This window comes from Nocardia sp. NPDC047654 (assembly GCF_043205035.1).
Lineage (GTDB): Bacteria > Actinomycetota > Actinomycetes > Mycobacteriales > Mycobacteriaceae > Nocardia.
Map to the genome: position 1 here is coordinate 438246 of NZ_JBIDDF010000003.1, position 22320 is coordinate 460565.

A 22320-nucleotide genomic window follows, 5' to 3' on the forward strand; every position below is an offset into this window, starting at 1 on the left:
CCGGATTGTTCGCGGTCCCGACAAGCACACCCCCGGCAACTATCCCGGCGCAAGGTGGTGTTCGCATTACCGCGCACTTGTCGGCGTCCTGTGTTACCAATTCAGCCAAACCGCTCGACCGAAGGATGCTCATGGACAACGTGATCGGACAGATCGACCGTGCACTGGATGCGACCGGAGCGATCGTCGCCGCCGTGGGAGGAGCGGGTCTGGCAGCGCCGACGCCGTGCCGGGAGTGGGATGTCCGCGCCGTGCTCAACCACACCGTGGGCGGCATGCACATCTTCGCGGCAGCGCTGAGCGGCACGGACGCGGGCGCCGAGCACGAATCCGACTGGCTCGGCGGTGATCCGCAGGGCGCGTACGCCGCGGCGGCCGAGGTGGACCGCGCCGCCTGGCACCGGCTCGACGCGCTGGACGGCACGGTGGCCATCTCGCTCGGGGAACTGCCCGGTCCCGCGGCGGCACTGGTGCATCTCACCGAGCTCCTCGTGCACGGCGTCGATATCGCGGTGGCCATCGATCGGCCGGATCTCGCCGACGACGAGCTATGTGGCGAACTGCTCGCCACCATGCAAGCCATGGGAGGCATCGATACATTCCGCGGGCCCGGCGTTTTCGGGCCCGAAGTCGCGGTCGCCGACGACGAACCGGCGCACCGTCGGTTGTTGGCGTACGTGGGTCGAGAAGTACTTGCCCGAACCGCCTAGTCGGCGGGAACGCGCCCATCCGTCGCGGCAGGGGGCTTGCGCACTCCATCCGGTTGCCGTGAATTCTCCAAAGGACACCGGTACCCGTTCCCACTGCGTGAATGGATATGACTCCGAGCCGGAATATTCTATCGATAACCGACATTCGCATTTCTCGTGCGGGAGCGGCCGAACCGAATTCAGCCGCTCCCGCACGGCACATTGGACGCCCGAGATCTCCAGGTGACGAAATACCGGCCCGAGCGAATCGAGCCGACGGATCCGAGGATCCCGCCGTGGACCGCTCTACCGATTGAGCTACCGGAATCGCATCGATCCGGAGGGGGCTCGAGCCCCGACCATCCAGTGAACACGGAAGTAACCGTTGCCTGCGCGCCGGAGTCGCCCACCACAAGCCCTCGAGCTCCAGCACGGCGAGTCCTGTCCCGCGGCCCTCTCCGCCCAGTAGGCCGTCAGGTGGGGTTCGTACCGCGGCGGCGAGAGCGCCCCGGCTGCCTCAGCGGTGACGTAGTCGTTCGCGGTGGATGTCAGGACCACGAGTCGTGCCGTGCCGCCCGCGCGGCGCCGGGATGCGCCGTACGGTGGAGCCATGAACCGGCTCGGAGAGGCGACGTCCCCGTACCTGCGCCAGCATGCGGACAACCCGGTGCACTGGCGGGAATGGGATGCCGAGGCACTGGCCGAAGCGCGCGAGCGGGACGTGCCCGTCCTGCTCTCGGTGGGGTACGCGTCCTGTCACTGGTGCCACGTGATGGCGCACGAGTCGTTCGAGGACACGGCCACCGCCGAGCAGATGAACGAGAACTTCGTCTGCGTGAAGGTCGACCGGGAGGAGCGGCCCGATCTGGACGCGGTGTACATGAACGCCACGGTCGCGATGACAGGTCAGGGCGGCTGGCCGATGACCTGCTTCCTCACCCCCGACGGCGAACCGTTCTACTGCGGCACCTACTACCCGAAGCTTCCGCGCGGCGGCATGCCGTCGTTCACCCAGTTGCTCACCGCGATCACCGAGACCTGGCGCACCCGGCGAGACGAGGTGAACCAGGCCTCCGCGCAGGTGGCGGCGGCCCTGCGCGACCAGACGGCGGGACTGCCCGACACGGACCTGACGATCACCCCGGAGTTGCTCGCCCACGCCGTCGCCGCCGTGCTGCGCGACGAGGACGCCGAGCACGGCGGGTTCGGCGGCGCTCCGAAATTCCCGCCGTCGGCGCTGCTGGAGGGACTGCTGCGGCACTGGGAGCGGACCGGTGACGGCGCGGTGATCGAGGTGGTGGCCCGCACCGCCGAGGCGATGGCACGCGGCGGCATCTACGACCAGCTGCGCGGCGGATTCGCACGGTATTCGGTGGACGCCCGATGGGTCGTGCCGCATTTCGAGAAGATGCTCTACGACAACGCGCAGCTGCTGCGCGCCTACGCGCACCTGGCCCGGCGCAGCACCCCGGCGCCTCCGGAATCGTTGTCGCGACGAGTGACCCGGGAGATCGTACGGTTCCTGCTGGACGACCTGGGGACCGCACAGGGCGGCTTCGCCTCCGCGCTGGACGCCGACACCCACCTGGAGCCCGGCGAGCCGGGCGTCGAGGGCGCGACGTACGTGTGGACGCCCGCCGAGCTGGCCGGCGAACTCGGGCCGATCGACGGGGCATGGGCGGCCGGATTCTTCGGCGTCACCACCGCCGGGAACTTCGAACAGGGCACCTCGGTGCCGACCAGGTACGTCGAGCCCGCGACGGCGGAGGACGCCGCGCGGGTGGAACGCGTGCGAGCGGCGTTGATCGCGGCCCGCGACCGCCGCCCACAGCCGGACCGGGACGACAAAGTGGTCACCGCGTGGAACGGAATGGCGATCACCGCGCTCGCCGAGGCCGCGTCCGCCCTGGACGAGCCGGAATGGACCGCCGCCGCTGTCCGGTGCGCGCGCTTCCTGCTGGCCGAGCACGTGGTGGACGGGCGGCTGCGGCGCGCCTCGCTCGGCGGCGTCGCCGGCGCCGCGCCCGGCATCCTGGAGGATCACGCCTGGCTGGTCACCGGCCTGCTCGCGCTGCACCAGGCCACCGGTGAACTCGGCTGGCTGGAAGACGCCCAGCGCTTGCTGGACCTCGCGATCGAGCACTTCGCCGACCCGGACCAGCCGGGCAGCTGGTTCGACACCGCCGACGACGCCGAAACCCTCGTCGCCCGCCCGCGTGACCCGGTCGACGGCGCCACTCCCGCGGGCGCCTCCGCGCTGGCCGAAGCGCTGCTCACCGCCGCGGCCACGAGCGACCCTGAACGAGCCGTCCGCTACCGCGAACTCGCTGACCGCACCCTCGAGCGCGGTGCGATCGTGCTGGCGCGCGCGCCCCGTTCGGCAGGCCACTGGCTCGCCGTCGCCGAGGCGGCCCTGCGCGGTCCCTTGCAGGTCGCCATCGCGACCGCCGAACCAGCTGCCCAGCCCACCGAATTGCTCGCCGCGGCTCGTTCGGCCGCCCCGGGTGGCTCGGTCGTCCTCGCCGCCGCGCCGAACGCCGTGCCGCTCCTCGCCGACCGGCCCTTGGTCCGTGACGCGGCCGCCGCCTACGTCTGCCGAGGCTCCGTGTGCGACCTCCCGGTCTCCACTCCGGACCAGCTCCGCGCGGCGCTCCAGCGGAACTAGCGGCAATAAGGCGATCGATGACTTCCCGCTTCGAGGAAGTGAGTGCCTAGCGACGAGGTGGGGCGTCGAGTTCGGTGTCCGGTGTCTTGGCGCCCTCGGGCTCGGGTGCGGTGGTGTGGATTTCGATGACGGGATTGGTGTCCGGCGGCAGCTCGGGCTGATCGGTGCGGGTGTTCGTGGACTCGGACCGCGCGCCGGAGCTGTCGATGTCGGTCCAGCAGACCGTCGGCTCCTTCATGCCGCGTAGCACGATGGTGTCGTAGAACGTCCATTTGGCGCGTTCGTGTTCCGCGCCGGCCTCGATCACCGCTTGGCTCACCAGGATCCGCCGCGGCACCTCTTTGGCCGCCGTGGTGAGGCGGGCGGCCTCGTTGACCGCGTCGCCGATCACCGTGAACTCGAGCCGTGTGTCGGAGCCGACGTCGCCCGCGAAGACCGGTCCGCGCGCGACGCCGATCCCGATGTCGAGTTCGCCGGTGGCGAGCACCTCGTCCCGGATGCGCCGCGCCGCCCGCAGGGCCGGGGTCGCGTTGTCCCGCAGCGCGATCGGCGCACCGAACACACACAGTGCCGCGTCGCCCTCGAACTTGTTGACCAGGCCGTTGTTCTCCTCGGTCGCCGCGACGACGATCGCGAGCAGCCGGTTGAGTTTGGCCACGAACTCCTGCGGCGGCAGCCCGGTGGACAGCTCCACCGACCCGGTCACGTCGACGAACAGCGCCGACACCTCGCGCACGTCGCCGGTGAGGTCCGCCCCGCCCGCGAGCGCGCGCTCGGCCACCTCAGTCCCGACATGCCTGCCGAACACCTCCCGTAGCCGCTCGCGTTCGCGCAGGTTCGCCGCCAGCTCGTTGACCGAATGCTCCAACCTGCCGATCTCGCTGGTACTGCCGATCGGCACCCGGGCTCCCCAGTCACCCTGGGCGATCCGGTCCAGGGCCTGACGCAGGGTGCGCATCGGCGCGGCGACCGCGCGAGCGAGGAATGCCGTGGCCAGCGCGCCGACGCCGATGCCGACCCCGGACAGGTAGATGGCGGTGCGCACCCGGTCGGATGCGGCCGCCGCCGGGTCTGCCAGCACGACGATCAGCATGAGCAGCGGAAGCGCCGCCGCCACGGCCCAGGTCAGCACGACCCGCACCAGCACCGAGGAACTCCAGTGCATGGTCCAGCCGAGCACTCGGGCCACCACCGGAATGGTCGGGCGGATCAACCGGTCCACGATCAGGAAGGTGACCGCCGCCGACTCGAAGGCGCCGATGGTGAACAGCGCCGCCGTCACGCCGGGGTCGTTGTGCGGGCTCAGCTGCGCGAAGATCACGGTCGCCACGATCACGCCGGGAATCCACAGCGCGAGCGCGCGCATGGTGATGGCGACGGGCAGGTGCAGCAGGCGCCGCGCCTCCACCTCGGTCGGCTTGCGCGCGGCGTCGAGCCAGCCGAAGTACGTCTTGCGGTCGTGCACCGCCAGCACGATTCCTGCCACGAACCCGACGGCGGGGTAGATGCCGACGAAGGCCAGCGCCCGCGGCCAATCCGGGCCCAGCCTGCCGAGGAACCCGTTCAGCCACAGCTGGGTGACGATCACCGCGAGGCCGCTGAGATTCGCCGTGGTGACCAGCGCGGCCAGACCACCCCTGGCTTTGAGCGCCCAGACGACGAGCTTCGCGATCATGGGATCCGCCCCTCCTCGTCCGACCTCCCCGTCGACTCTATGCGCTCAGCGCAAGACGACGAGCCAGACCGCCGCGTAATGGGTCAGTGCCGCGAGCACCGTGGCCGCGTGGAAGAACTCGTGGTGGCCGAAGACGTCCGGCCACGGGTTCGGCCACTTGGTGGCGTAGAGGATCGCGCCGCCGCTGTAGAGAAGGCCACCGATGAGCAGCAGAATCAACGGCGCGATGCCGATCTGGTTGTTCAGCTGTCCGGCCACCGGCACGATGGCCCAGCCGAGCAGCAGATACAGCGGAACGCCCACCCAGCGGGGCGCGGTCGGCCAGAGGAGTTTCAGCGCCACTCCGGCCAGCGCGCCCGCCCAGACCACGGCCAGCAGGGTCTGTCCGGTGCCTCCGGGCAGGCCGAGCAGGGCGAAGGGGGTGTAGCTGCCCGCGATGAACAGGAAGATCATCGAGTGGTCGGCTCGCTTCATCCGGATGCGAGCGCGAGCGGTCGGCCAGGTCACCCTGTGGTAGACGGCGCTGACGCCGAACAGCCCGCACACGGTGAGCCCGTAGACCAGCGTCGACCATCCCGCGGTCGCCGAGATCGTCGCGGCGGTGGCGATCAGCACGGTCGCCGCGATCGCCGCGACGCCGACGGCCCAGGTATGGATCCAGCCCCGCATGCGCGGCTTGACCAACGACTCGGCGAGGGCTTCGCCCGCCGAGCCGGGGACCGGCGGGACCGGTGCCGGGTGGGTGGCGCCGACCGATTCGGACACGAGTACCTCCTCGAGGGGCAGCCGGACGAGTCTGTTCGCGGCCGCGCGCCGGACCTGGTATCGACGAGCCGGCTAACCCGTCAGTAACCTACGCAACCGTAACTTGCGCGCTCCCGGCCACTCTACCGGCCTATCGCGGTCGATGCCGTGATCGTGCCCCCGAGGCGTAGGGTTGCCCGCGTGGAACTTCCGAGTCAGGTGCGGGGTCTGCCGTATCGCATCTACGAGGCCCGGCTGTCCAGGCAGCTGGCCGGCAAACAACATCCCCGGCACGTCGCGGTGATGTGTGACGGCAATCGCCGCTGGGCGCGGGAGAACGGTTTCACCGACGTCAGTCACGGCCACCGGGTCGGCGCGCTGAAGATCGCCGAGCTGGTCGGCTGGTGCGAGGCCGAGGGCATCGAGATGGTGACCGTCTACCTGCTGTCCACCGAGAACCTGCAGCGCGACCCCGACGAACTGGAGACGCTGTTCGAGGTGATCACCGACGTGGTCGAGGAGCTGTCGGCGCCGGAACAGAACTGGAGCGTGCGCATCGTCGGCTCGCTCGACGGCTTCCCCGAGCTGATCGCCAAGCGGCTGCGCACCGCGGCCGAGCGCACCGACGGCCGCGACGGAGTGCACGTCAATGTCGCCGTCGGCTACGGCGGCAGGCAGGAGATCACCGACGCGGTGCGCTCGCTGGTCCGCCAGGAGATCGCCGCGGGCGAAACCGGCGAGGACCTGGTCCAATCGATCACCGTGAACGCCATCGGCCAGCACCTCTACACCTCCGGTCAGCCCGACCCCGATCTGGTCATTCGCACCTCCGGCGAGCAGCGGCTGTCCGGGTTCCTGCTGTGGCAGAGCGCATACTCGGAGATATGGTTCACCGAGGCGTATTGGCCGGAGTTCCGCCGGGTGGATTTCCTGCGGGCGCTGCGCGACTTCGCCGCGCGCCATCGCCGTTTCGGCGTCTGAGTCGAATTCGGCCCGGTGGAATCTGCGCCACCTCCACCGTTCTCGCGTACCGTGCGGTCTCATGAGCGCGTTCGGCCAACGGCCCGCCGAAGCCGTCCGGCACGAAGCGGGCGACTTCATCGACTATGCCGAGTTCGGTAGGCGCTTCCTGGAGTACGCCGCCTCGGAAGAGCGCATCTCCGGCGCGTTCGCACAGTTGACCGGCACGGCCTTCGATTTCGGCCCGATCGGCGTCGGGCCGGGCCGCCTGGCCAAGGTGACCGCGGAGGTTCAGCTCGGCGCGTCCCGGCTGCGCCGTCACGGCGAAGAGACGATCGCGTTCGAGCTGATCATCCCGCTCGTGGTCGACCTGCTGCTGGACTTGACGGTCGATCGGCACCGCTTCCACGTCGAGGGCACCGTGCACCTGCACCTGACGGTGCGCACGGCCGCGCCACTGCGGGTGGTGATCGATATCGCCGAACCGCGGCCGGCCGACGTGCGCGTCGATGTCGCCGCCGCCACCAAGCGCGGGCAGTTGCTGCGCATCCTCGCCAGCGTCGACCACGAGATCAAGCGTTTCGTCGCCCGCTACATCTCCGCCGAGATCCGTAAGCCGCACATCGCCGCGGTCCTCGATATCGATGTCGCCCGGCGCCTGGACGAGGCGTGGAAATTGTAAGCGGAATCACAATTTCCGTAGCCGCAGCCGGTTGATGCTGTGATCGGCGTCCTTGCGCAGCACCAGGGTGGCGCGCGGACGGGTGGGCAGAATGTTCTCCACCAGATTCGGCCGGTTGGTGTTGTTCCAGATCTCCTGTGCGGCGGCGGTGGCCTGTTCGTCGGTGAATCGGGAGTAGTGGTGGAAATGCGCGTTCGGATCGGCGAAAGCGGTGTTGCGCAGGGTGAGAAACCGTTGCACGTACCACTTCTCGATGTCCTCGATACGCGCGTCGACGTAGATCGAGAAGTCGAACAGATCCGAGACCATCAGGCGCGGACCGGTCTGCAACACGTTCAAACCCTCCACGATCAGAATGTCGGGCTGGCGCACGCAGTGCTGCTTGCCCGACACGATGTCATAGGAGATGTGCGAATAGACCGGTGCGCAGACTTCGGCCGCACCGGATTTCACCTCGGTGACGAATCGCAGCAGCTTGCGGCGGTCGTAGCTCTCCGGGAAACCCTTGCGGTGCATGATGCCGCGCCGGGTGAGTTCCGCGGTGGGATAGAGAAATCCGTCGGTGGTGACCAGGTCGACCCGCGGGTGGTGATCCCAGCGCGCCAGCAGCGCCTGCAACACGCGCGCGGTGGTCGACTTGCCCACCGCGACACTGCCCGCGACGCCGATCACGAACGGCACCTGCTGGTCGGGATGGGTTTCGCCGAGGAAGGTCGCGGTCGCGGCGAACAGCCGCTGACGGGCGGCCACTTGCAGGTGGATGAGACGAGCGAGCGGAAGATAGACCTCCGCGACTTCCTCGAGATCGATCTGTTCCCCGAGACCGCGCAGGCCGATCAGTTCTTCCTCGGTGAGCACCAGGGGAGTCGATTTACGCAGGGTCCGCCACTGTTTCCGGTCGAATTCCACGTAGGGACTCGGCTCGCTCATTCGTGCCACTTACCCGACGCTCCATTTCGGCAAACACGCACAGTGCGGGTGCGGATCCGGTGAGATTCGGTCTAGCTGTCGCCGCATAGCCGAATTCTGCTCCGCGTCAACATCGTGGGATGAGCGGGGTACCACTACCCGTTGGTAACCGACTCGATGACCCAGGTGTGAACCGCTAATGTCGGCTGGCATGGATGCGCACCCGCTCGTGACCGAATACTTGCGGCTCGGCCTCGCCTTCGACCGGCTGGAGGAAGGGTTCGTCGACGCCTATACCGGCGACCCCGCACTGCGCCGCGAGGTGCAGAACGCGCCCGCGCCGCAGCCGCGTGAGCTGGCTCGTCGTGCCGCCGAGTTGCGTGCCGCGGTGCCGGAGGCCGGGCTGGCGCCGCAGCGCGCCGAATTCCTCGACGTGCACCTGCGCGCGCTGGAGTGTTCCGGGCGGAAGTTCGCCGGGGACGACATCGGGTTCGTCGAGGAGGTCAGCGCCTACTTCGACGTCGATATCGCACCCGGCGACGTGGACGACTACCGCGACGCGCACCGCCAGATGGACGAGGTGCTCGCGGGGGACGGCCCGCTGGCCGAACGGGTGGCCGCGCACCGCAAGGCCGATGAGATCCCGCCCGAGCGCCTACAGGTCTGCGTCGAGGCGTTCTCCGGCGCGCTGCGCGAGTTGGTCCGCGCCCGCTACCCGCTGCCCGACCACGAGCACGTCACCTACGAGGTGGTCGGGGACAAGCCGTGGTCCGGGTTCAACTACTACCTGGGCAACTACCACTCCCGGGTCGCGATCAATTCCGACCTGAAGCAGCACATGGCGCACCTGCCGCAGCTGATCGCGCACGAGTCCTACCCGGGGCACCACACGGAGCACTGCCGCAAGGAGGCCGGGTTGGTCGCCACCGGGCAGGCCGAGCAGACGCTGTTCCTGGTGAACACGCCGCAGTGCCTGATGGCCGAGGGGCTCGCGGATCTGGCCCTGCGCTCGATCGTCGGACCCGGCTGGGGCAAGTGGGCGCAGGAGATCTACGCGGATCTGGGACTGCGCTTCGACGGCGAACGAGCCGAACGCCTTTCGAACGCCTCCGCCAAGCTGTTGAGCGTGCGCCAGGACGCCGCACTGCTGCTGCACGATCGGGGGCGGTCGCACGACGAGGTGGCGGAGTTCTTGCAGAAATGGAACCTGACGACGCCCGAGCGGGCGCGCCAGTCGCTGCGCTTCCTGTCCTCGCCGCTGTGGCGGGCGTACATCTCCACCTACGTCGAGGGGTACCGACTGCTGGGCGGGTGGCTCGATCGCGCGTCCGACGCCGAGGACCGGGCCGACCGCTTCCGCAGGCTGCTCGACGAGCCGCTCACGCCGGGAGCGTTGCGCGCGGCCGCGTGAGCCGGTGTCCGGCGGGAACATCCGGGTCGGCGGCGATGTCGCGGGCCCACCCGGAGCGGTAGCCGTGCTGCGAGATCGGCTACGCGTCCGCCTCGTCGATCGACGCGGTGACCGGCACCCGCAGCGGCGCTCGGTGTTCGCGCGGCCATGGCAGTGCTCGTCGGGTCACTGTTGTGCGCGAAAGATGACGCAGGTGGTGGTGGCGTGCGCGACCAAGCGGCCCTGCTCGTCGACCACCCGTCCCTCGGCGGTCGCGGTGGTGCGCCCGACGTGGATCGTGGTGCCGGTGGCGGTGAGGCGCTGTCCGCCGGTGGGCACGGCCCGGATGTAGTTGATCTTCAGCTCCAGCGTCGTGTACCCGACGCCGGGCTCCAGCGTGGTGTGCACCGCGCAGCCCATCACCGAGTCGAGCAGGGTCGCGCAGATGCCGCCGTGGGTGGTCCCGAGCGGGTTGGCGAAGTCGGGCCGGGTGCGCAGCGCGAAGACCACCTTGCCGTGTTCGAGTTCGTCGACCTCCATGCCGAGCAGATCGCCGATGAACGGCGGGCGATCCGTCCGGCTCATCGCGGTGCGCAGGAGTTCGAGACCGGACAGTTGCGCCGGGTCGACCGTGGCTTCGGACATCAATCCCATCCTTTCGATGAACCGATCGGTCCACATCTGGGATGATTGCAACATGGACCGATCGGTTCACGCAACCCTCGAGTAAGGAGTTCGCATGACCGCAGGGCCGCGCGCCAGGCTGATCGAAAGCGCCATCGAACTGGTCCGCGAGCAGGGTGTGCACGCCGCGGGACTGGCCACCCTGCTGGAACGCAGCAACGCCTCACGCAACTCGCTCTACCAGCACTTCCCGGCGGGGAAGAGCGAGCTGGTCGAGACCGCCACCCGGGTGGCGGGCGCGCGGATCGGCGAGGTGATCGACAAGGTCACCGCCGCGCCGCCGCGCCGCTGGTTCGATTCGCTGCTCGGTTGGTGGGTGCCCGCGCTGCGCAAGACCGGCTATCGCGCCGGGTGCCCGGTCGTCGGGGCGGCGCTGGCCGAGTCCGAGCCCCGGGTGCAGGCGGCCGCGGGAGAGGTGTTCGCCGCCTGGCACGAGCGGCTCGGCGCTGCGCTGGTCTCGGCGGGCATGACCGCCGCCGACGCGCGCTCGTTCAGCAGTTTCGCGTTCAGCGCGATGGAGGGAGCCATCATCCAGGCGCGGGCCATGAAGTCCACGCGCCCGCTGGAAGACGCGCAGAGGCATCTCGCGGTGCTGTTGGAGAGCTACCTCCCGCAGGACGACGACTCCCGCTGACCATGGTGCGGCGGCGCGCGCGGGGAGTGTCGCACGTCACGGCCGTACCGCACGACGCGCCGACGGGGTGAACCCCCTGCTCGAGGGCCGGGCCCGCGGCCCATAGACTGAGGTCGTGACGCAGACGACCGCCTCTGTCAATTCCCAGTCTCTCGGTGAGCTCGATCCGGAGCTCGCTGCCGCGATGGCAGGCGAGCTCGCCCGCGAACGCGACACGCTCGAGATGATCGCCTCGGAGAACTTCGTGCCGCGCGCGGTGCTGCAGGCGCAGGGCAGCGTGCTCACCAACAAGTACGCCGAGGGTTACCCGGGGCGGCGCTACTACGGCGGCTGCGAGCACGTCGACGTGGTGGAGACCCTGGCGCGCGACCGCGCCAAGGAATTGTTCGGCGCCGAATTCGCCAACGTGCAGCCGCACTCCGGCGCGCAGGCCAACGCCGCGGTGCTGATGTCGCTGATGGACCCGGGCGACAAGCTGCTCGGTCTCGACCTCGCGCACGGCGGTCACCTGACCCACGGCATGCGCCTGAACTTCTCCGGCAAGCTCTACGAGGTGCACTCCTACGGAGTGAGCAAGGAAGACCACCGCGTCGACATGGACGAGGTGCGCGAGATCGCCCTGCAGGCGCGTCCGAAGGTGATCGTGGCGGGCTGGTCGGCCTACCCGCGCCATCAGGACTTCGCGGCGTTCCGCTCGATCGCCGACGAGGTCGGCGCGTACCTGTGGGTGGACATGGCGCACTTCGCGGGCCTGGTCGCCGCCGGTCTGCACCCCTCGCCGGTGCCCTACGCCGACGTGGTGTCCTCCACCGTGCACAAGACCCTCGGCGGTCCGCGCTCCGGCCTCATCCTGGCCAAGCAGGAGTACGCGAAAAAGCTGAACAGCGCGGTGTTCCCGGGCCAGCAGGGCGGTCCGCTCATGCACGCCATCGCCGCCAAGGCCGTCGCCTTCAAGATCGCCGCGGGCGAGGAGTTCAAGAACCGTCAGGAACGCACCCTGTCGGGCGCGAAGATCCTGGCCGAGCGGCTCACCGCCGCCGACGTCAAGGACAAGGGCGTCAGCGTGCTCACCGGCGGCACCGACGTGCACCTGGTGCTGGTCGACCTGCGCAACTCCGAACTCGACGGCCAGCAGGGCGAGGACCTGCTGCACGAGATCGGTATCACCGTGAACCGCAACGCCGTTCCGTTCGACCCGCGGCCCCCGATGGTCACCTCCGGCCTGCGGATCGGCACCGCCGCCCTGGCCACCCGTGGCTTCGGCGACACCGAGTTCGCCGAGGTCGCCGACATCATCGCGAGCGCGCTGGCCGGCAACGCCGACCTGGACGCACTGCGCGCCCGGGTGAGCAAGCTGGCGCAGGACGTTCCGCTGTACGACGGCCTCGAGGAGTGGCGCCTGCTGGGCTGACGCCGGTTTCCGCGCAGCGGCGCGAGGTGAACCGCGAGTGGCACAGGCACAGCCCAGAGGCCCCTTCTCGGGAAAAGCCGCGACTCGTCGCCGCTGGGGCCGAGCGGGCGCGGCGGTCGGTATCACCGGTCCAGGCGCGCCTTGGCCCGCACGATCGACTCGTCCAGGTATCGGGTGATGTCGGCGCTGGTGCCGGGGCGGATCATCAGAGCGCGGTTGGCGGGCACCTCGCAGTAGCGGCCATCGGGCGTATCGATCCAGCGGAGGCGGCCGGTGCGCAGCGGTTCGGCGTTGCGCGGGCCGAGTAGCACGACCGCGGTCCCGCGAGTGGTGCACGATTGCCGCCAGAAACGCCGGTAGCGTTCCTTGGCCTGACTGGCCGGCGCGTTTCCGAACACATCGGGGCGATCGTCGTTCAGGTCGTCGAGCAGGAAGCTCTTCTCGCCGACCGTTCCGGCCGGGGTGTCCGGGAGCAAGCGCGCCAATTCGGTGGCGAGCTGATCGGTTCGGTAGCGGCGCAACCGGACTCGGCCGCCGTCCGGGCCCGGCGTCTGCACGGCGAGCACACCGGATCCGGTGCGCGTCCCAGCGGCGACGGCGCGCAGTTCGACGCCCTCGCGCGTGTTGTCGTGACCGAACAGTTCGATGCGCCAGTCGGGACCGGCGAGCGTGGTGATCGCGCTGCGCAGGGGCAGACGCTCGTCGCGGCCCAGCTCGGCGCGGAACTGCCGTTGATACTCCCGGTACTCGTGCAGGCCGGGGAACCGGCTGGTGAATCGGAATGGGAACGGCATGCGATCCAGCCCCGTGCCGAACCAGGCCGCGGCGAACTGCTCGGCCGACAGCGACCACTGCGCCGTCATTTCTCGCCCAATGCGGGCGGCACGGTCGGTTGCACTTCGCCGAGCAACTCCTTCGCGTGTTCCTCGGTGCGCAGGTACTTCGGCGACTTGTGCTCGTCGTCGTCCGTGCGTCTGCCGCGCAGCCCCGGTGGGACCATGCCCGAGTACCCCGCGCCGCCGGGCGCTGCCGGGCGTCCCGCCGTGGTGGTCTGCGGATTCGCCGCCCCGGGGCCAGTGGGTTGGGCAGGGCGTGAAGTGCCCGACCGCGCCTCGTTGTCCGCGACGCCGGGAGTTCCGGCCGCACCGGGCGTGCCCGGCCGGGCCGGTGTGCCGTTCGGTCTGCCGTCGAACGCTGTGGGGACGACGGCGGCGGGTGCGCTGGTAGGCGGCGTCGTCGTGGACACGAACGGCGTGCCCGAGGTTGTCGTCGTCTGTGCGCTCGTAGCGGAGACCGGTGCGGTGGTCGCCGTGTCCTGGCCTTGTGCGACGGCCTGTGGCGTGGTCGTTTCCGAGGTATCCTCCGCCGCCGGCGGCGCAGGCTCGTCCGAGGTGCCTTCCTCCTCCACGGCATCGGCCGAGGCGGTGCCTTCGGATGAAGGCTCCTCACTGGAGGAAGAGGTGTCGGTGGGGCGGTCGGCGTCCACCGGCTGTGCACCCACGTCGGAGTTCACAGCCGTACCGGTGCCCGTCTCGATCCCCGTCGGCGTCGTGGCGGCGGGACCCACCGGTGGCGGCAGCGTGGGAATGGCCGGAGCGGTCGCCCCGTACGGCTGGATGTACTGGGTGTTCATCTCGTCGCGGGCCTGTTCCTCACGCGAGTTGCGCTGTTCGGCATTCGCCGCGCCTGCCGAGGCGTCCACCAATTCCGGCACCGACGCCTTGAATTTGGCCGCCGCGTCCGCTGCCGCCGACAGTGGCAGGCTCTGCGCGCCGAGGGCCTCGCCGAGTTCGCCCACCCGCGCCGCGTAGTCCCGCACGCCGCGCACCGCGCTGTCGGCCGCCGCGCCCTCCCAGTTCTGTTCCACCGCGTTCTTGATCGCGTTCTCGAACCGCTGCCCCGCGTTCGTGACCGCCGCCGCGATGGCCGACCACGCCGCGAACGCCCCTTCGAGCCCGGCCGGATTCATCGCGTCGGCGGCCTGCTTGATCTCCGCGTGCGAGAAACTGTGCGCGTTCTCCGGATTGGTGATCGCGCGGCCGTCGGTCTGTCTCATGATCGCTTCCCCCGGTGGTCAGCTGCCCGCGGGCAGCAGTGGTGCGATTGCTCGGGCGATATCGGTGGCGATATCGCAGGCGACGAGGTTCTTGTTCGCCGACGTCTGCGGAACATTCGTCAGGATGTAGAGCGAGCCGGACCTCATCTCGACGTTGATCGTGCAGCCACCGGGTACGTCCGGACGGGCTTCGTAGCGCACAGCTCTCCGATCCACTGTGGAAACGTCTACGGCGGAGGGGTATTTGCTGCGAACCTGGTCGAGGGTGCCGTTGGTGGTCTCGACGACGAATCCGTATCCAGTCCGTGCGACGTAACGGCATCCCTTCCAGGTGATGCCGCCTTGGCTGTCCTGTCTGGGTTCCGGGGGCCTCGAGTCCCACTGCCGCTCCGCGAGAAACTGGGGCGTCAGCGCGGTGCAGGGATCGAACGCGGACTGTGCATTCGCCTCGGTCGATGTGCCCGGGCCGGAACCGGTCGGGCCGGTGGTCGACGTCGCCGGTTCGCTCCGTGTCGTCCCGTCGCCGCATCCGGCGAGCAGGACGAGTCCTACCGCTCCCGCGACGAACCGGGTTGCCACAACGCCTGTACCGGCCTTCATACGCTGAGCTCCCGCACCGCCGCCGCGAATTCCGTATCGGTCCGAACGTAGCCATCGCGGATGGACTGGAACATGGATCGGATTTCCTGCGCCACGGAGATGTACTCGGTCAGTGTGTCGAACGCGTTGTTCGGGCCGCCGAAAGCTTTCTCGCGGAACAGTCGCACCAACTCGACGGCGGAGGTCAGCTTCGAATCGTCCTCCCCCAGACCCCAGTGCTGCCGCTCGCCGAGTTCGCGAGCGTCGGTTTGCGCTGCCACGAGCGCGTCGATCAACTCCTGGCACGCCTGGTCGATCTCCACGAACCCTTGCGGGTCCATCCGTACCCGCAGCGCCCCGGTTTTCGCAGCTTCGATGTACCCGGGAAACGGGCTGTCCGCCATCGCCGCCCCTTCCGTCAGTGCCGTCTGACCTTATAGACGCGTCCCGCCGCACTCCGGTTCCATCGAAACACAGCCGACTTCTCGGTGCGCCCCGTCGTGCCGCTCGTCGTCGGCGGCGCGACGGTTCCGAACTGGGAGGTTGTGCCGAATCCCGATGGGCGCGGCCGATCCGATCGTTGTCAAGGCCGCTGACGAATGCTCAGCGCGCGTTCGCCGCGCCGACCAGTGCGGGGTAGTCCTTCAGATCGATGTCGTTGGCGGCGTTGTCGCTGTATTTCGTCATCAGCGCGAACAGCCGGGAACCGAGGAACCAGTTGCGCATCCTGATGCCGCGCGCGGTCTTGGGCGCCAGGAAACGACCGGTGTTGCTGTTGCCCGCGATCTTCGCGTAGCGCTTCATGATCTCGTCGTAGCGGGCGAACGCCACGGTGTGATCGCCGCCGGCCGATGCCAGCTCGCCCGCGATGACGTACGCGCCAACGACGGCGAGCCCGGTGCCGAAGCCGCCGAGCGTGTTTCCGTATCCGGCGTCGCCGACCAGCGCGATACGTCCCTTGGTGTATCCGTCCGGCATGCGCACCTGGCTGATCGTGTCCATGTAGAAGTCGTCGAATCCGGCCAGCTCGGTGAGCATCCGCGGTACTTCCCAGCCCACCTCGGCGTAGGTCTCCGCGAGGATGCGGCGCTGGGCGGCGCTGTCGTCCCGGTCGTAGTCGAGTTCGGGGGAGGCGAACATGTACATCTGCTGTGCCTTCGGGCCGCCGCTGATCGCGAGTCGTCCGGGAGCGTTGTGGGCGTGCGCGGTCACCCGCTCGCGTGGCCCGGTGGTCTTGCCGCTCCATGGGCTGGCGCCCGCGACGGCGTAGTAGTAACCCAGATATTTCACGAAGTCGCGCGAGGGGCCGAACGCCAGCCTGCGGACCCGCGAGTGGATGCCGTCGGCGCCGAAGACGAGGTCGAAGGTGCGGGCGTCCGCGTGCTCGAACTCGACGTCGACGCCGTCCGCGTTCTCGGTGAGCGCGGTGATCGAATCGCCGAACAGGTATTCGCAGTGGTCTGCCGTGCGCCGGTAGAAGATCTCGGCCAGGTCGCCGCGCAGGATCTCGACGTCGCCGCCGGTGAATTCGCCCGACATCAGGGCCAGCCGGGCGCCCTGCTCGTCCACGAACACGGTGTCGGTGGTGCCCGTCCTGCGTTGCTCGATGTCCTTCAGCACGCCCATCCGCTCCAGCACCGTGCGGTGGGTACGGCCCTTGAAGTCGATCGCCTGGCCCCCGGGGCGCAGCGCCGGAGCGCGCTCCACCACGGTGACCGCGAACCCGTAATGGCGCAGCCAGTAGGCCAGCGCGGGTCCGGCGACGCCGGCGCCGGAGATGAGCACGGTGGTGTTGCGCATGATGAGCTCCCGTCAAAATCTGCGTCCAATGGAAACTGTATCCGCAGGACTCGAATAAGAGTATGGTGGACACAGTTTCACGTCAAGACGTTCTCCGGAAGGATTTCGGGCATGCCGACACCGACCGCACTCGAATTGCTCTGGGGCACCGGTCAGCGCCCCAAGCGGGGCCCCAAACCAGCGCTGTCCTTGGAGCGGATCGTCGCGGAGGCCATCGAGCTGGCCGATGCCGAAGGACTGGCGCACCTGTCCATGCAGCGGCTGGCCGAACGGCTCGGCTTCACGAAGATGTCGCTGTACCGCTACGTGCCCGGCAAGGCCGAACTCGTCGCGCTGATGCTGGACACGGCGCTGGGCGCGCCGCCGGAGATGAGCGCGGGCGCGGAGGCGTCGCAGGACGCTTGGCGGGATCTGCTGGCCGTGTGGTGCGAGACGATCTACGAACGCTTCCGCGCTCATCCCTGGTCGCTGGAAGCGTTGGTGGGCATGCGTCCGATCGGCCCGAACGAGCTGGCCTGGATGGAAGCCGCGCTGGGCGCGCTCGCCGGGACCGGGCTCACCACCGCCGAACGCCTGGACACCATCGTCCTGTTGACCGGGCACGCCCGCAGCCTGGCGCAGCAGGTGCGGATGGCGGACGCCGAGGAGTTCGAGAAACAGGTCGCGGGGCAGTTCGCCGAGATGGTGGCGGCCGCGGCCGAACGATACCCGGCCGCGGCCGCCGCGTTCGCCGAGGAAGGCGCGGTCGCGGGAGGGGCGGGTGCGCTGAGATTCGGCATCGCGCGCATTCTGGACGGACTGGCCGTGCTCATCGCGCGCCGCGGATGACCGGCGCGGCCTACGCTCGGACCATGACCGACGAACCCGACCTGAGACAGGACTCGATCACCACCGTGCGGGAGTTCTTCGCCGCGCTGGAGATGGGCGCCGCCGAGGAGGCGATCGACCTGCTGCACCCGGACATCGTCTGGAAGAACACCTCGCTGCCCGACCTGCGCGGCATCCGCCGCGTCGGCGGCGTGCTGCGCGGCCTGAGCCGCGATTCGATCGGCTTCGGGGTGGACCTGCATCACATCGCGGCCGACGGCGACGTCGTACTCACCGACCGCACCGATTACCTGCGCTTCGGGCCGGTGCGGGTCGGTTTCTGGGTCACCGGCACGTTCGAACTGCGCGACGGCCGAATCATCCTGTGGCACGACCACTTCAGCTGGGGGAACTTCCTGCGCGGCACCGCCGCCGGCCTCTGGCGGGCCGCGCTCACCCGCGGCTGACCCGGCCTCAGGAGTGCTGGGCCAAGTAGTCCAGGTATACCGGCCGCAACACCTCGGCGACCGCGCCGTCACCCGCGTGGACGTAGTCGTCGAGCATCGGCAGCACGTACTTGATGTCCGCCTCGCTCTCGCCGACATTGCCCGCGGCGGCTTCCGCCGCCGGGATCGACGTGAGCAACCGCCACAGGAACTTCACATCACCGCGTCGCACGGCGAGCCTCATCGCCCGGTCGTGCAGCTCCTTCGACGACAGCTTCTCCAAATCCTCGTTACCGGACATACCAGCGACTCTATCCGTCGAATCGGCCGACAGCGACGGCGTGGCGAATCCTGTAGCCGCTCGAACCCCGTGCTGCGATGACTGCTATGACCCCGCAACCGCAGCCCGGCTTCCGCGTCAAGCGCGTCTACGACAGCCCGGACCCGGACGACGGCGCCCGGATGCTGGTCGATCGACTCTGGCCGAGGGGGATCACCAAAGCGCAAGCGCGGGTCGATCGCTGGCCCAAGGACCTCACCCCCTCCACCGAGTTGCGGCGCTGGTTCCACGCCGACCGGGACGCGCGAGGCGCGGAATTCGCCCGCCGCTACCGTGCCGAGCTCGCCGCTCCGGAAGTTCAGCAAGATTTGCGGGATTTGCGGGACCTCGCCGCCGAAGGTCCGGTCACATTGCTCACGGCCGTACAGGATCCGGCACACAGCCATGTTCCGGTGCTGCTGGACGTGCTGCGGTGAATAGCCGCGACGTGCCGGTTTACGACAAGTTCACGGACACGCCTCCCGGTCCCCGAGCGCGGACATGGTAATCGGAGGTAGCGTCGGGTGTGCGGGCCGCGGCGGTGTGGCTCGTACGGGAGGTCCTGACCGTGACTGAGCTACTCAGTACGAGGGGGCCGGGACCCGGCCCTCGTGGCACCTGACGGCAACGTCGGGTCCATCAGGACGGACCGGTCCAGCGAGATCGTTCGTGCGACTGCCGCGCGAACACAGAGGAGCCCACCGTGACTGCTGCACGCTCCGTTTCCGCTCCCTCGGCGAACTCCAGCTCCGCGAAAGGCGGAGCCGCCGCGAAGGGGGCCCGCCCCTCGCAATCAGCCGGCACAACCTTCGTCATCGACACGTCCGTCCTGCTGTCGGATCCTTGGTCCTTCACGCGGTTCGGCGAACACGACGTGGTATTACCCCTGGTGGTCATCAGTGAACTCGAAGCCAAAAGGCACCATCACGAACTGGGCTGGTTCGCGCGAGAAGCCCTGCGCAATCTGGACGATCTGCGCCTGCAGTACGGCAGGCTCGATCAGCAGGTGCCGATCGGCACCGAGGGCGGCACGTTGCAGGTGGAACTGAACCACACCGATCCCGCGGTCCTTCCGGTCGGCTTCCGCACCGACACCAACGACTCCCGGATCCTGGCCTGTGCGCTCAACCTCGCGGCCGAGGGCCGCGAGGTGGTGTTGGTGTCCAAGGACATCCCGCTGCGGGTGAAGGCGAGTGCGGTGGGCTTGCACGCCGACGAGTACCACGCCCAGGACGTGGTGACCTCCGGCTGGTCCGGCATGGTGGAACTCGATGTCAGCACCGCGCGCATCGATCAGCTCTACGCCGAATCGGTGATCGATCTGGACGAAGCGCGAGAGCTGCCCTGCCACACCGGCGTTCGGTTGCTCGGCGTCAGCTCCAGTGCGCTGGGCCGGGTCACGCCGGACAAGCGGGTGCAGCTGGTGCGCGAACGCGAGGCGTTCGGGTTGCACGGCCGTTCCGCCGAGCAGCGCATCGCGCTCGACCTGCTGCTGGACGAGAGCGTCGGCATCGTCTCGCTGGGTGGCCGAGCGGGTACCGGCAAGTCGGCGCTGGCGTTGACCGCGGGCCTGGAGGCGGTGCTGGAACGGCGGACGCAGCGCAAGGTGGTCGTCTTCCGTCCGCTCTACGCGGTGGGCGGCCAGGAGCTGGGCTACCTGCCCGGCACCGAGAGCGAGAAGATGGGCCCGTGGGCCCAGGCGGTCTTCGACACGCTCGACGGGCTGGCCAGCCGCGAGGTGATGGAGGAGGTGCTCAGCCGCGACATGCTGGAGGTGTTGCCGCTGACCCACATTCGCGGGCGGTCGCTGCACGACTCCTTCGTGATCGTGGACGAGGCCCAGTCACTGGAGCGGAACGTGCTGCTCACGGTGCTCAGCCGCCTGGGAACCGGCTCGCGGGTGGTGCTCACCCACGACGTGGCCCAGCGCGACAACCTGCGTGTCGGCAGGCACGACGGTGTCGCGGCGGTGGTCGAGAAGCTGAAAGGTCACCCGCTTTTCGCGCACATCACGCTGACCCGTAGCGAGCGATCGCCGATCGCGGCGCTGGTCACCGAGATGCTGGAGGAGTACGGCCCGAACGCCTGATCCCGCACGGCCGTCGCACGCTGTGTTTCACGGCATATCCGGTGGGTATCATCCGCCGCGATAGCTGTTCGGTATGACCCGGTGACCGCCTGTCGGTCACCGGGTCATCGCCTGACAATCGGCCGAGGCTATGTGCGGCGTCGTCACGGAGTACGTGGTGTGCCGGTAGCCCACAGCGAGAGGATGGACATGCACCACTTCGCTCGACGAACGGCTGGATTCACCGCAGTGCTCGCCGCGGCAGGGCTGGTCTTGGCCGGCTGCGGCGACGATGACGACAAAGGCGACAGCGTCAAGAGCGGTATGGCCAGTATGACCGGCATGGTCACCTCGATGATGAGCCCCGGCAGCGGCACCGGGAGCCCGACGCGCACCGGAGAGGAGTCGACCGGCACCACGGGCGCGACGGCCACCACGGGCGCGAGCGCGGAAGGCACCAAGATCGCCACGCCGGGCGGCGAGATCGCCGTCGACGGCGATATCTACGAGAAGTACACGCAGCTCGGTGGCCCGACCGGCACGCTCGGTCTTCCGCTGGAGGCGGAGGAGAAGGGCCCCGAGGACGGGGAGTACCAGGACTTCGCGGGCGGCACGATCTACGAGGCCAAGGACGGCGATCCGCACGTAGTCTGGGGCGAGATCCGCAAGGCGTGGGAAGACAACGGCGGTGCGCAGGGGCAGCTCGGTTACCCTGTCAGCGACGAGAAGGACATCCCCGGTGGCAAGCAGAGCGACTTCAGCGGCGGCACCATCACCTGGGTGAACGGTACTATCACCGTCACGCCCAAGTAGGAACCAGATGTACGGCGTCCGGGATCGCGGTGCGGTCCCGGTTGCCGTGCCTCCGGTTCCGGTTACCTATGAATCCCATCCATCCGCCCCCGCTACGCGGGCCAAGCCGCTAGGTTATCTCGGTGCAAACTCTCCTGACCGATCGCGAATTGCTCGAATCGCTCGCGGTGGACGTAGAACTGCTGCTGCGTAAGCACATCGATGTCGCCGACGGGTGGCAGCCACACGACCTCGTCCCGTGGGACGACGGCCGCAACTTCGCCTTCCTCGGCGGTACCGACTGGGCGCCGGAGCAGTCCGAGCTCAGCGAAACCGCCAAGCTGGCGCTGACCGTCTCGGTGCTGATCGCCGACAACCTGCCCTCCTACCACCGGGAGATCGGCAAGTACCTGCGCACCGGCGCGTGGTGGCGCTGGGTCGGCCGCTGGACGGCCGAGGAGAACCGCCACGAGATCACCATCCGCAACTACCTCATGGTGACCAGGGCCGTCGACCCGGTCGAACTGGAGCGGTTGCGCATGGAGCACATGACCAAGGGCTTCCGCCGCCCGGCGATGCACTTGCTGGACGTGCTGGCGAACTGCGCGTTCGAGGAGGCCGCCAGCGCGGTCCGGCATCGCAACACCGCGGCGCTCGGCGAGAACCCCCTCGTGACCGCCATCGCCGAGCGCATCGCGCTGGACGACGAACTGCAATCGGTGTTCTTCGCCGACCTGGTCGCCGCCGCCCTGGATCTGGCGCCCGACCAGACCGTGCGGGCCATCGCCGACCGGGTCGCCGGTTTCGAGGTCCCCACGGTGACGCTGCCGAACGGCCGCAGCAGCGACGAGGTGCTCGCCGAGGCGGGCATCTACGACCGTGCCAAGGAGGACGAGCTGGTCTTCGCCCCGCTGCTGCGGCGGTGGAACATCTTCACCCGCACCGACTTGGGCCCGGACGGCGAGCTGGCGCGCGAGGAACTCTCGCGCCTGCGCGACTGACCCGCCGTC

The 22320-nt window shown here is 69.1% G+C and carries 23 protein-coding genes; 13 read left to right on the forward strand and 10 right to left on the reverse strand.

All coding sequences use genetic code 11. The features are described 5' to 3' along the window. Positions 1-131 precede the first annotated feature (131 nt). Entirely contained in the window at positions 132-710 is a 579-nt protein-coding gene (locus ACGF7Y_RS15280) for a TIGR03086 family metal-binding protein (RefSeq protein WP_393233841.1), read from the forward strand. 589 nt (positions 711-1299) lie between these two features. Next, positions 1300-3354 (forward strand): thioredoxin domain-containing protein, encoded by a 2055-nt coding sequence (locus tag ACGF7Y_RS15285; RefSeq protein ID WP_393233843.1) that lies wholly within the window; start codon positions 1300-1302, stop codon positions 3352-3354. Between the two features lie 46 nt (positions 3355-3400). Here ACGF7Y_RS15285 and ACGF7Y_RS15290 read toward each other — a convergent pair whose 3' ends face one another. Further along, entirely contained in the window at positions 3401-5029 is a 1629-nt protein-coding gene (locus ACGF7Y_RS15290) for an adenylate/guanylate cyclase domain-containing protein (protein WP_393233845.1), read from the reverse strand. Between the two features lie 45 nt (positions 5030-5074). Beyond that, positions 5075-5713, reverse strand: coding sequence for a hemolysin III family protein (locus tag ACGF7Y_RS15295; protein ID WP_393234015.1), 639 nt, complete (start codon positions 5711-5713; stop codon positions 5075-5077). 261 nt (positions 5714-5974) lie between these two features. Here ACGF7Y_RS15295 and ACGF7Y_RS15300 point away from each other — a divergent pair, with 261 nt between their 5' ends. Together ACGF7Y_RS15300 and ACGF7Y_RS15305 are read left to right on the forward strand one after the other, a co-directional pair. Continuing rightward, positions 5975-6754, forward strand: a complete 780-nt coding sequence (locus tag ACGF7Y_RS15300; RefSeq protein WP_062972490.1) for an isoprenyl transferase — start codon at positions 5975-5977, stop codon at positions 6752-6754. A 61-nt stretch (positions 6755-6815) separates the two neighbouring features. After that, the gene (locus ACGF7Y_RS15305; protein ID WP_393233848.1) at positions 6816-7415 is read left to right on the forward strand and encodes a hypothetical protein; all 600 of its coding nucleotides are present in this window, start codon (positions 6816-6818) and stop codon (positions 7413-7415) included. A gap of 6 nt (positions 7416-7421) precedes the next feature. On the opposite strand, the gene coaA is transcribed toward ACGF7Y_RS15305, so the two are convergent. Beyond that, complete coding sequence (gene coaA / locus ACGF7Y_RS15310; protein ID WP_393233850.1) at positions 7422-8354, reverse strand: type I pantothenate kinase; 933 nt, start codon at positions 8352-8354, stop codon at positions 7422-7424. Between the two features lie 181 nt (positions 8355-8535). Between coaA and ACGF7Y_RS15315 the strand changes: the two genes are divergently transcribed. Beyond that, the gene (locus tag ACGF7Y_RS15315; RefSeq protein WP_393233852.1) at positions 8536-9735 is read left to right on the forward strand and encodes a DUF885 domain-containing protein; all 1200 of its coding nucleotides are present in this window, start codon (positions 8536-8538) and stop codon (positions 9733-9735) included. Between the two features lie 165 nt (positions 9736-9900). Here the strand turns inward: ACGF7Y_RS15315 and ACGF7Y_RS15320 are convergent, their stop codons facing one another. Continuing rightward, complete coding sequence (locus ACGF7Y_RS15320; protein WP_393233855.1) at positions 9901-10359, reverse strand: PaaI family thioesterase; 459 nt, start codon at positions 10357-10359, stop codon at positions 9901-9903. 94 nt (positions 10360-10453) lie between these two features. Here ACGF7Y_RS15320 and ACGF7Y_RS15325 point away from each other — a divergent pair, with 94 nt between their 5' ends. Beyond that, positions 10454-11032 (forward strand): TetR/AcrR family transcriptional regulator, encoded by a 579-nt coding sequence (locus tag ACGF7Y_RS15325; protein ID WP_393233858.1) that lies wholly within the window; start codon positions 10454-10456, stop codon positions 11030-11032. A gap of 115 nt (positions 11033-11147) precedes the next feature. Then, positions 11148-12443: a serine hydroxymethyltransferase gene (gene glyA, locus ACGF7Y_RS15330; protein ID WP_393233861.1), complete on the forward strand. Its 1296-nt coding sequence runs from the start codon at positions 11148-11150 to the stop codon at positions 12441-12443. A 122-nt stretch (positions 12444-12565) separates the two neighbouring features. Here the strand turns inward: glyA and ACGF7Y_RS15335 are convergent, their stop codons facing one another. The 5 genes from ACGF7Y_RS15335 to ACGF7Y_RS15355 form a co-directional block, all read right to left on the reverse strand. Beyond that, positions 12566-13306 (reverse strand): ESX secretion-associated protein EspG, encoded by a 741-nt coding sequence (locus tag ACGF7Y_RS15335; RefSeq protein ID WP_393233863.1) that lies wholly within the window; start codon positions 13304-13306, stop codon positions 12566-12568. Beyond that, the gene (locus ACGF7Y_RS15340; protein ID WP_393233865.1) at positions 13303-14499 is read right to left on the reverse strand and encodes a hypothetical protein; all 1197 of its coding nucleotides are present in this window, start codon (positions 14497-14499) and stop codon (positions 13303-13305) included. The genes ACGF7Y_RS15335 and ACGF7Y_RS15340 overlap by 4 nt, the downstream gene beginning before the upstream one ends. A gap of 18 nt (positions 14500-14517) precedes the next feature. Then, complete coding sequence (locus ACGF7Y_RS15345; protein ID WP_393233868.1) at positions 14518-15099, reverse strand: DUF3558 domain-containing protein; 582 nt, start codon at positions 15097-15099, stop codon at positions 14518-14520. Next, positions 15096-15482 carry a hypothetical protein gene (locus ACGF7Y_RS15350; RefSeq protein ID WP_393233871.1) on the reverse strand — a complete coding sequence of 129 codons (387 nt, stop codon included), beginning with the start codon at positions 15480-15482 and terminating at the stop codon, positions 15096-15098. Before ACGF7Y_RS15350 ends, ACGF7Y_RS15345 begins: the two co-directional genes overlap by 4 nt. 199 nt (positions 15483-15681) lie before the next feature. Next, a complete protein-coding gene (locus tag ACGF7Y_RS15355) occupies positions 15682-16878 on the reverse strand; it encodes an FAD-dependent monooxygenase (RefSeq protein WP_393233874.1) in 1197 nt (398 codons plus the stop codon). Positions 16879-16989: 111 nt separating this feature from the next. Between ACGF7Y_RS15355 and ACGF7Y_RS15360 the strand changes: the two genes are divergently transcribed. Both ACGF7Y_RS15360 and ACGF7Y_RS15365 read left to right on the forward strand, forming a co-directional pair. Then, positions 16990-17706 carry a TetR/AcrR family transcriptional regulator gene (locus tag ACGF7Y_RS15360; RefSeq protein ID WP_393233877.1) on the forward strand — a complete coding sequence of 239 codons (717 nt, stop codon included), beginning with the start codon at positions 16990-16992 and terminating at the stop codon, positions 17704-17706. A gap of 23 nt (positions 17707-17729) precedes the next feature. Further along, entirely contained in the window at positions 17730-18152 is a 423-nt protein-coding gene (locus tag ACGF7Y_RS15365; protein WP_393233879.1) for a limonene-1,2-epoxide hydrolase family protein, read from the forward strand. Positions 18153-18159: 7 nt separating this feature from the next. On the opposite strand, the gene ACGF7Y_RS15370 is transcribed toward ACGF7Y_RS15365, so the two are convergent. Next, positions 18160-18432 carry a hypothetical protein gene (locus tag ACGF7Y_RS15370; protein WP_358213085.1) on the reverse strand — a complete coding sequence of 91 codons (273 nt, stop codon included), beginning with the start codon at positions 18430-18432 and terminating at the stop codon, positions 18160-18162. Between the two features lie 86 nt (positions 18433-18518). On the opposite strand from ACGF7Y_RS15370, the gene ACGF7Y_RS15375 reads away from it, so the two are divergent. From ACGF7Y_RS15375 to ACGF7Y_RS15390, 4 genes are all read left to right on the forward strand, one after another. Then, positions 18519-18887 carry a DUF488 domain-containing protein gene (locus tag ACGF7Y_RS15375; RefSeq protein ID WP_393233882.1) on the forward strand — a complete coding sequence of 123 codons (369 nt, stop codon included), beginning with the start codon at positions 18519-18521 and terminating at the stop codon, positions 18885-18887. Between the two features lie 266 nt (positions 18888-19153). Further along, positions 19154-20539 carry a PhoH family protein gene (locus ACGF7Y_RS15380; protein WP_357036043.1) on the forward strand — a complete coding sequence of 462 codons (1386 nt, stop codon included), beginning with the start codon at positions 19154-19156 and terminating at the stop codon, positions 20537-20539. Positions 20540-20728: 189 nt separating this feature from the next. Beyond that, positions 20729-21331, forward strand: coding sequence for an LGFP repeat-containing protein (locus tag ACGF7Y_RS15385; RefSeq protein ID WP_393233886.1), 603 nt, complete (start codon positions 20729-20731; stop codon positions 21329-21331). Positions 21332-21453: 122 nt separating this feature from the next. Next, a complete protein-coding gene (locus ACGF7Y_RS15390) occupies positions 21454-22311 on the forward strand; it encodes an acyl-ACP desaturase (protein ID WP_357121752.1) in 858 nt (285 codons plus the stop codon). The last annotated feature ends 9 nt before the right edge of the window (positions 22312-22320 follow it).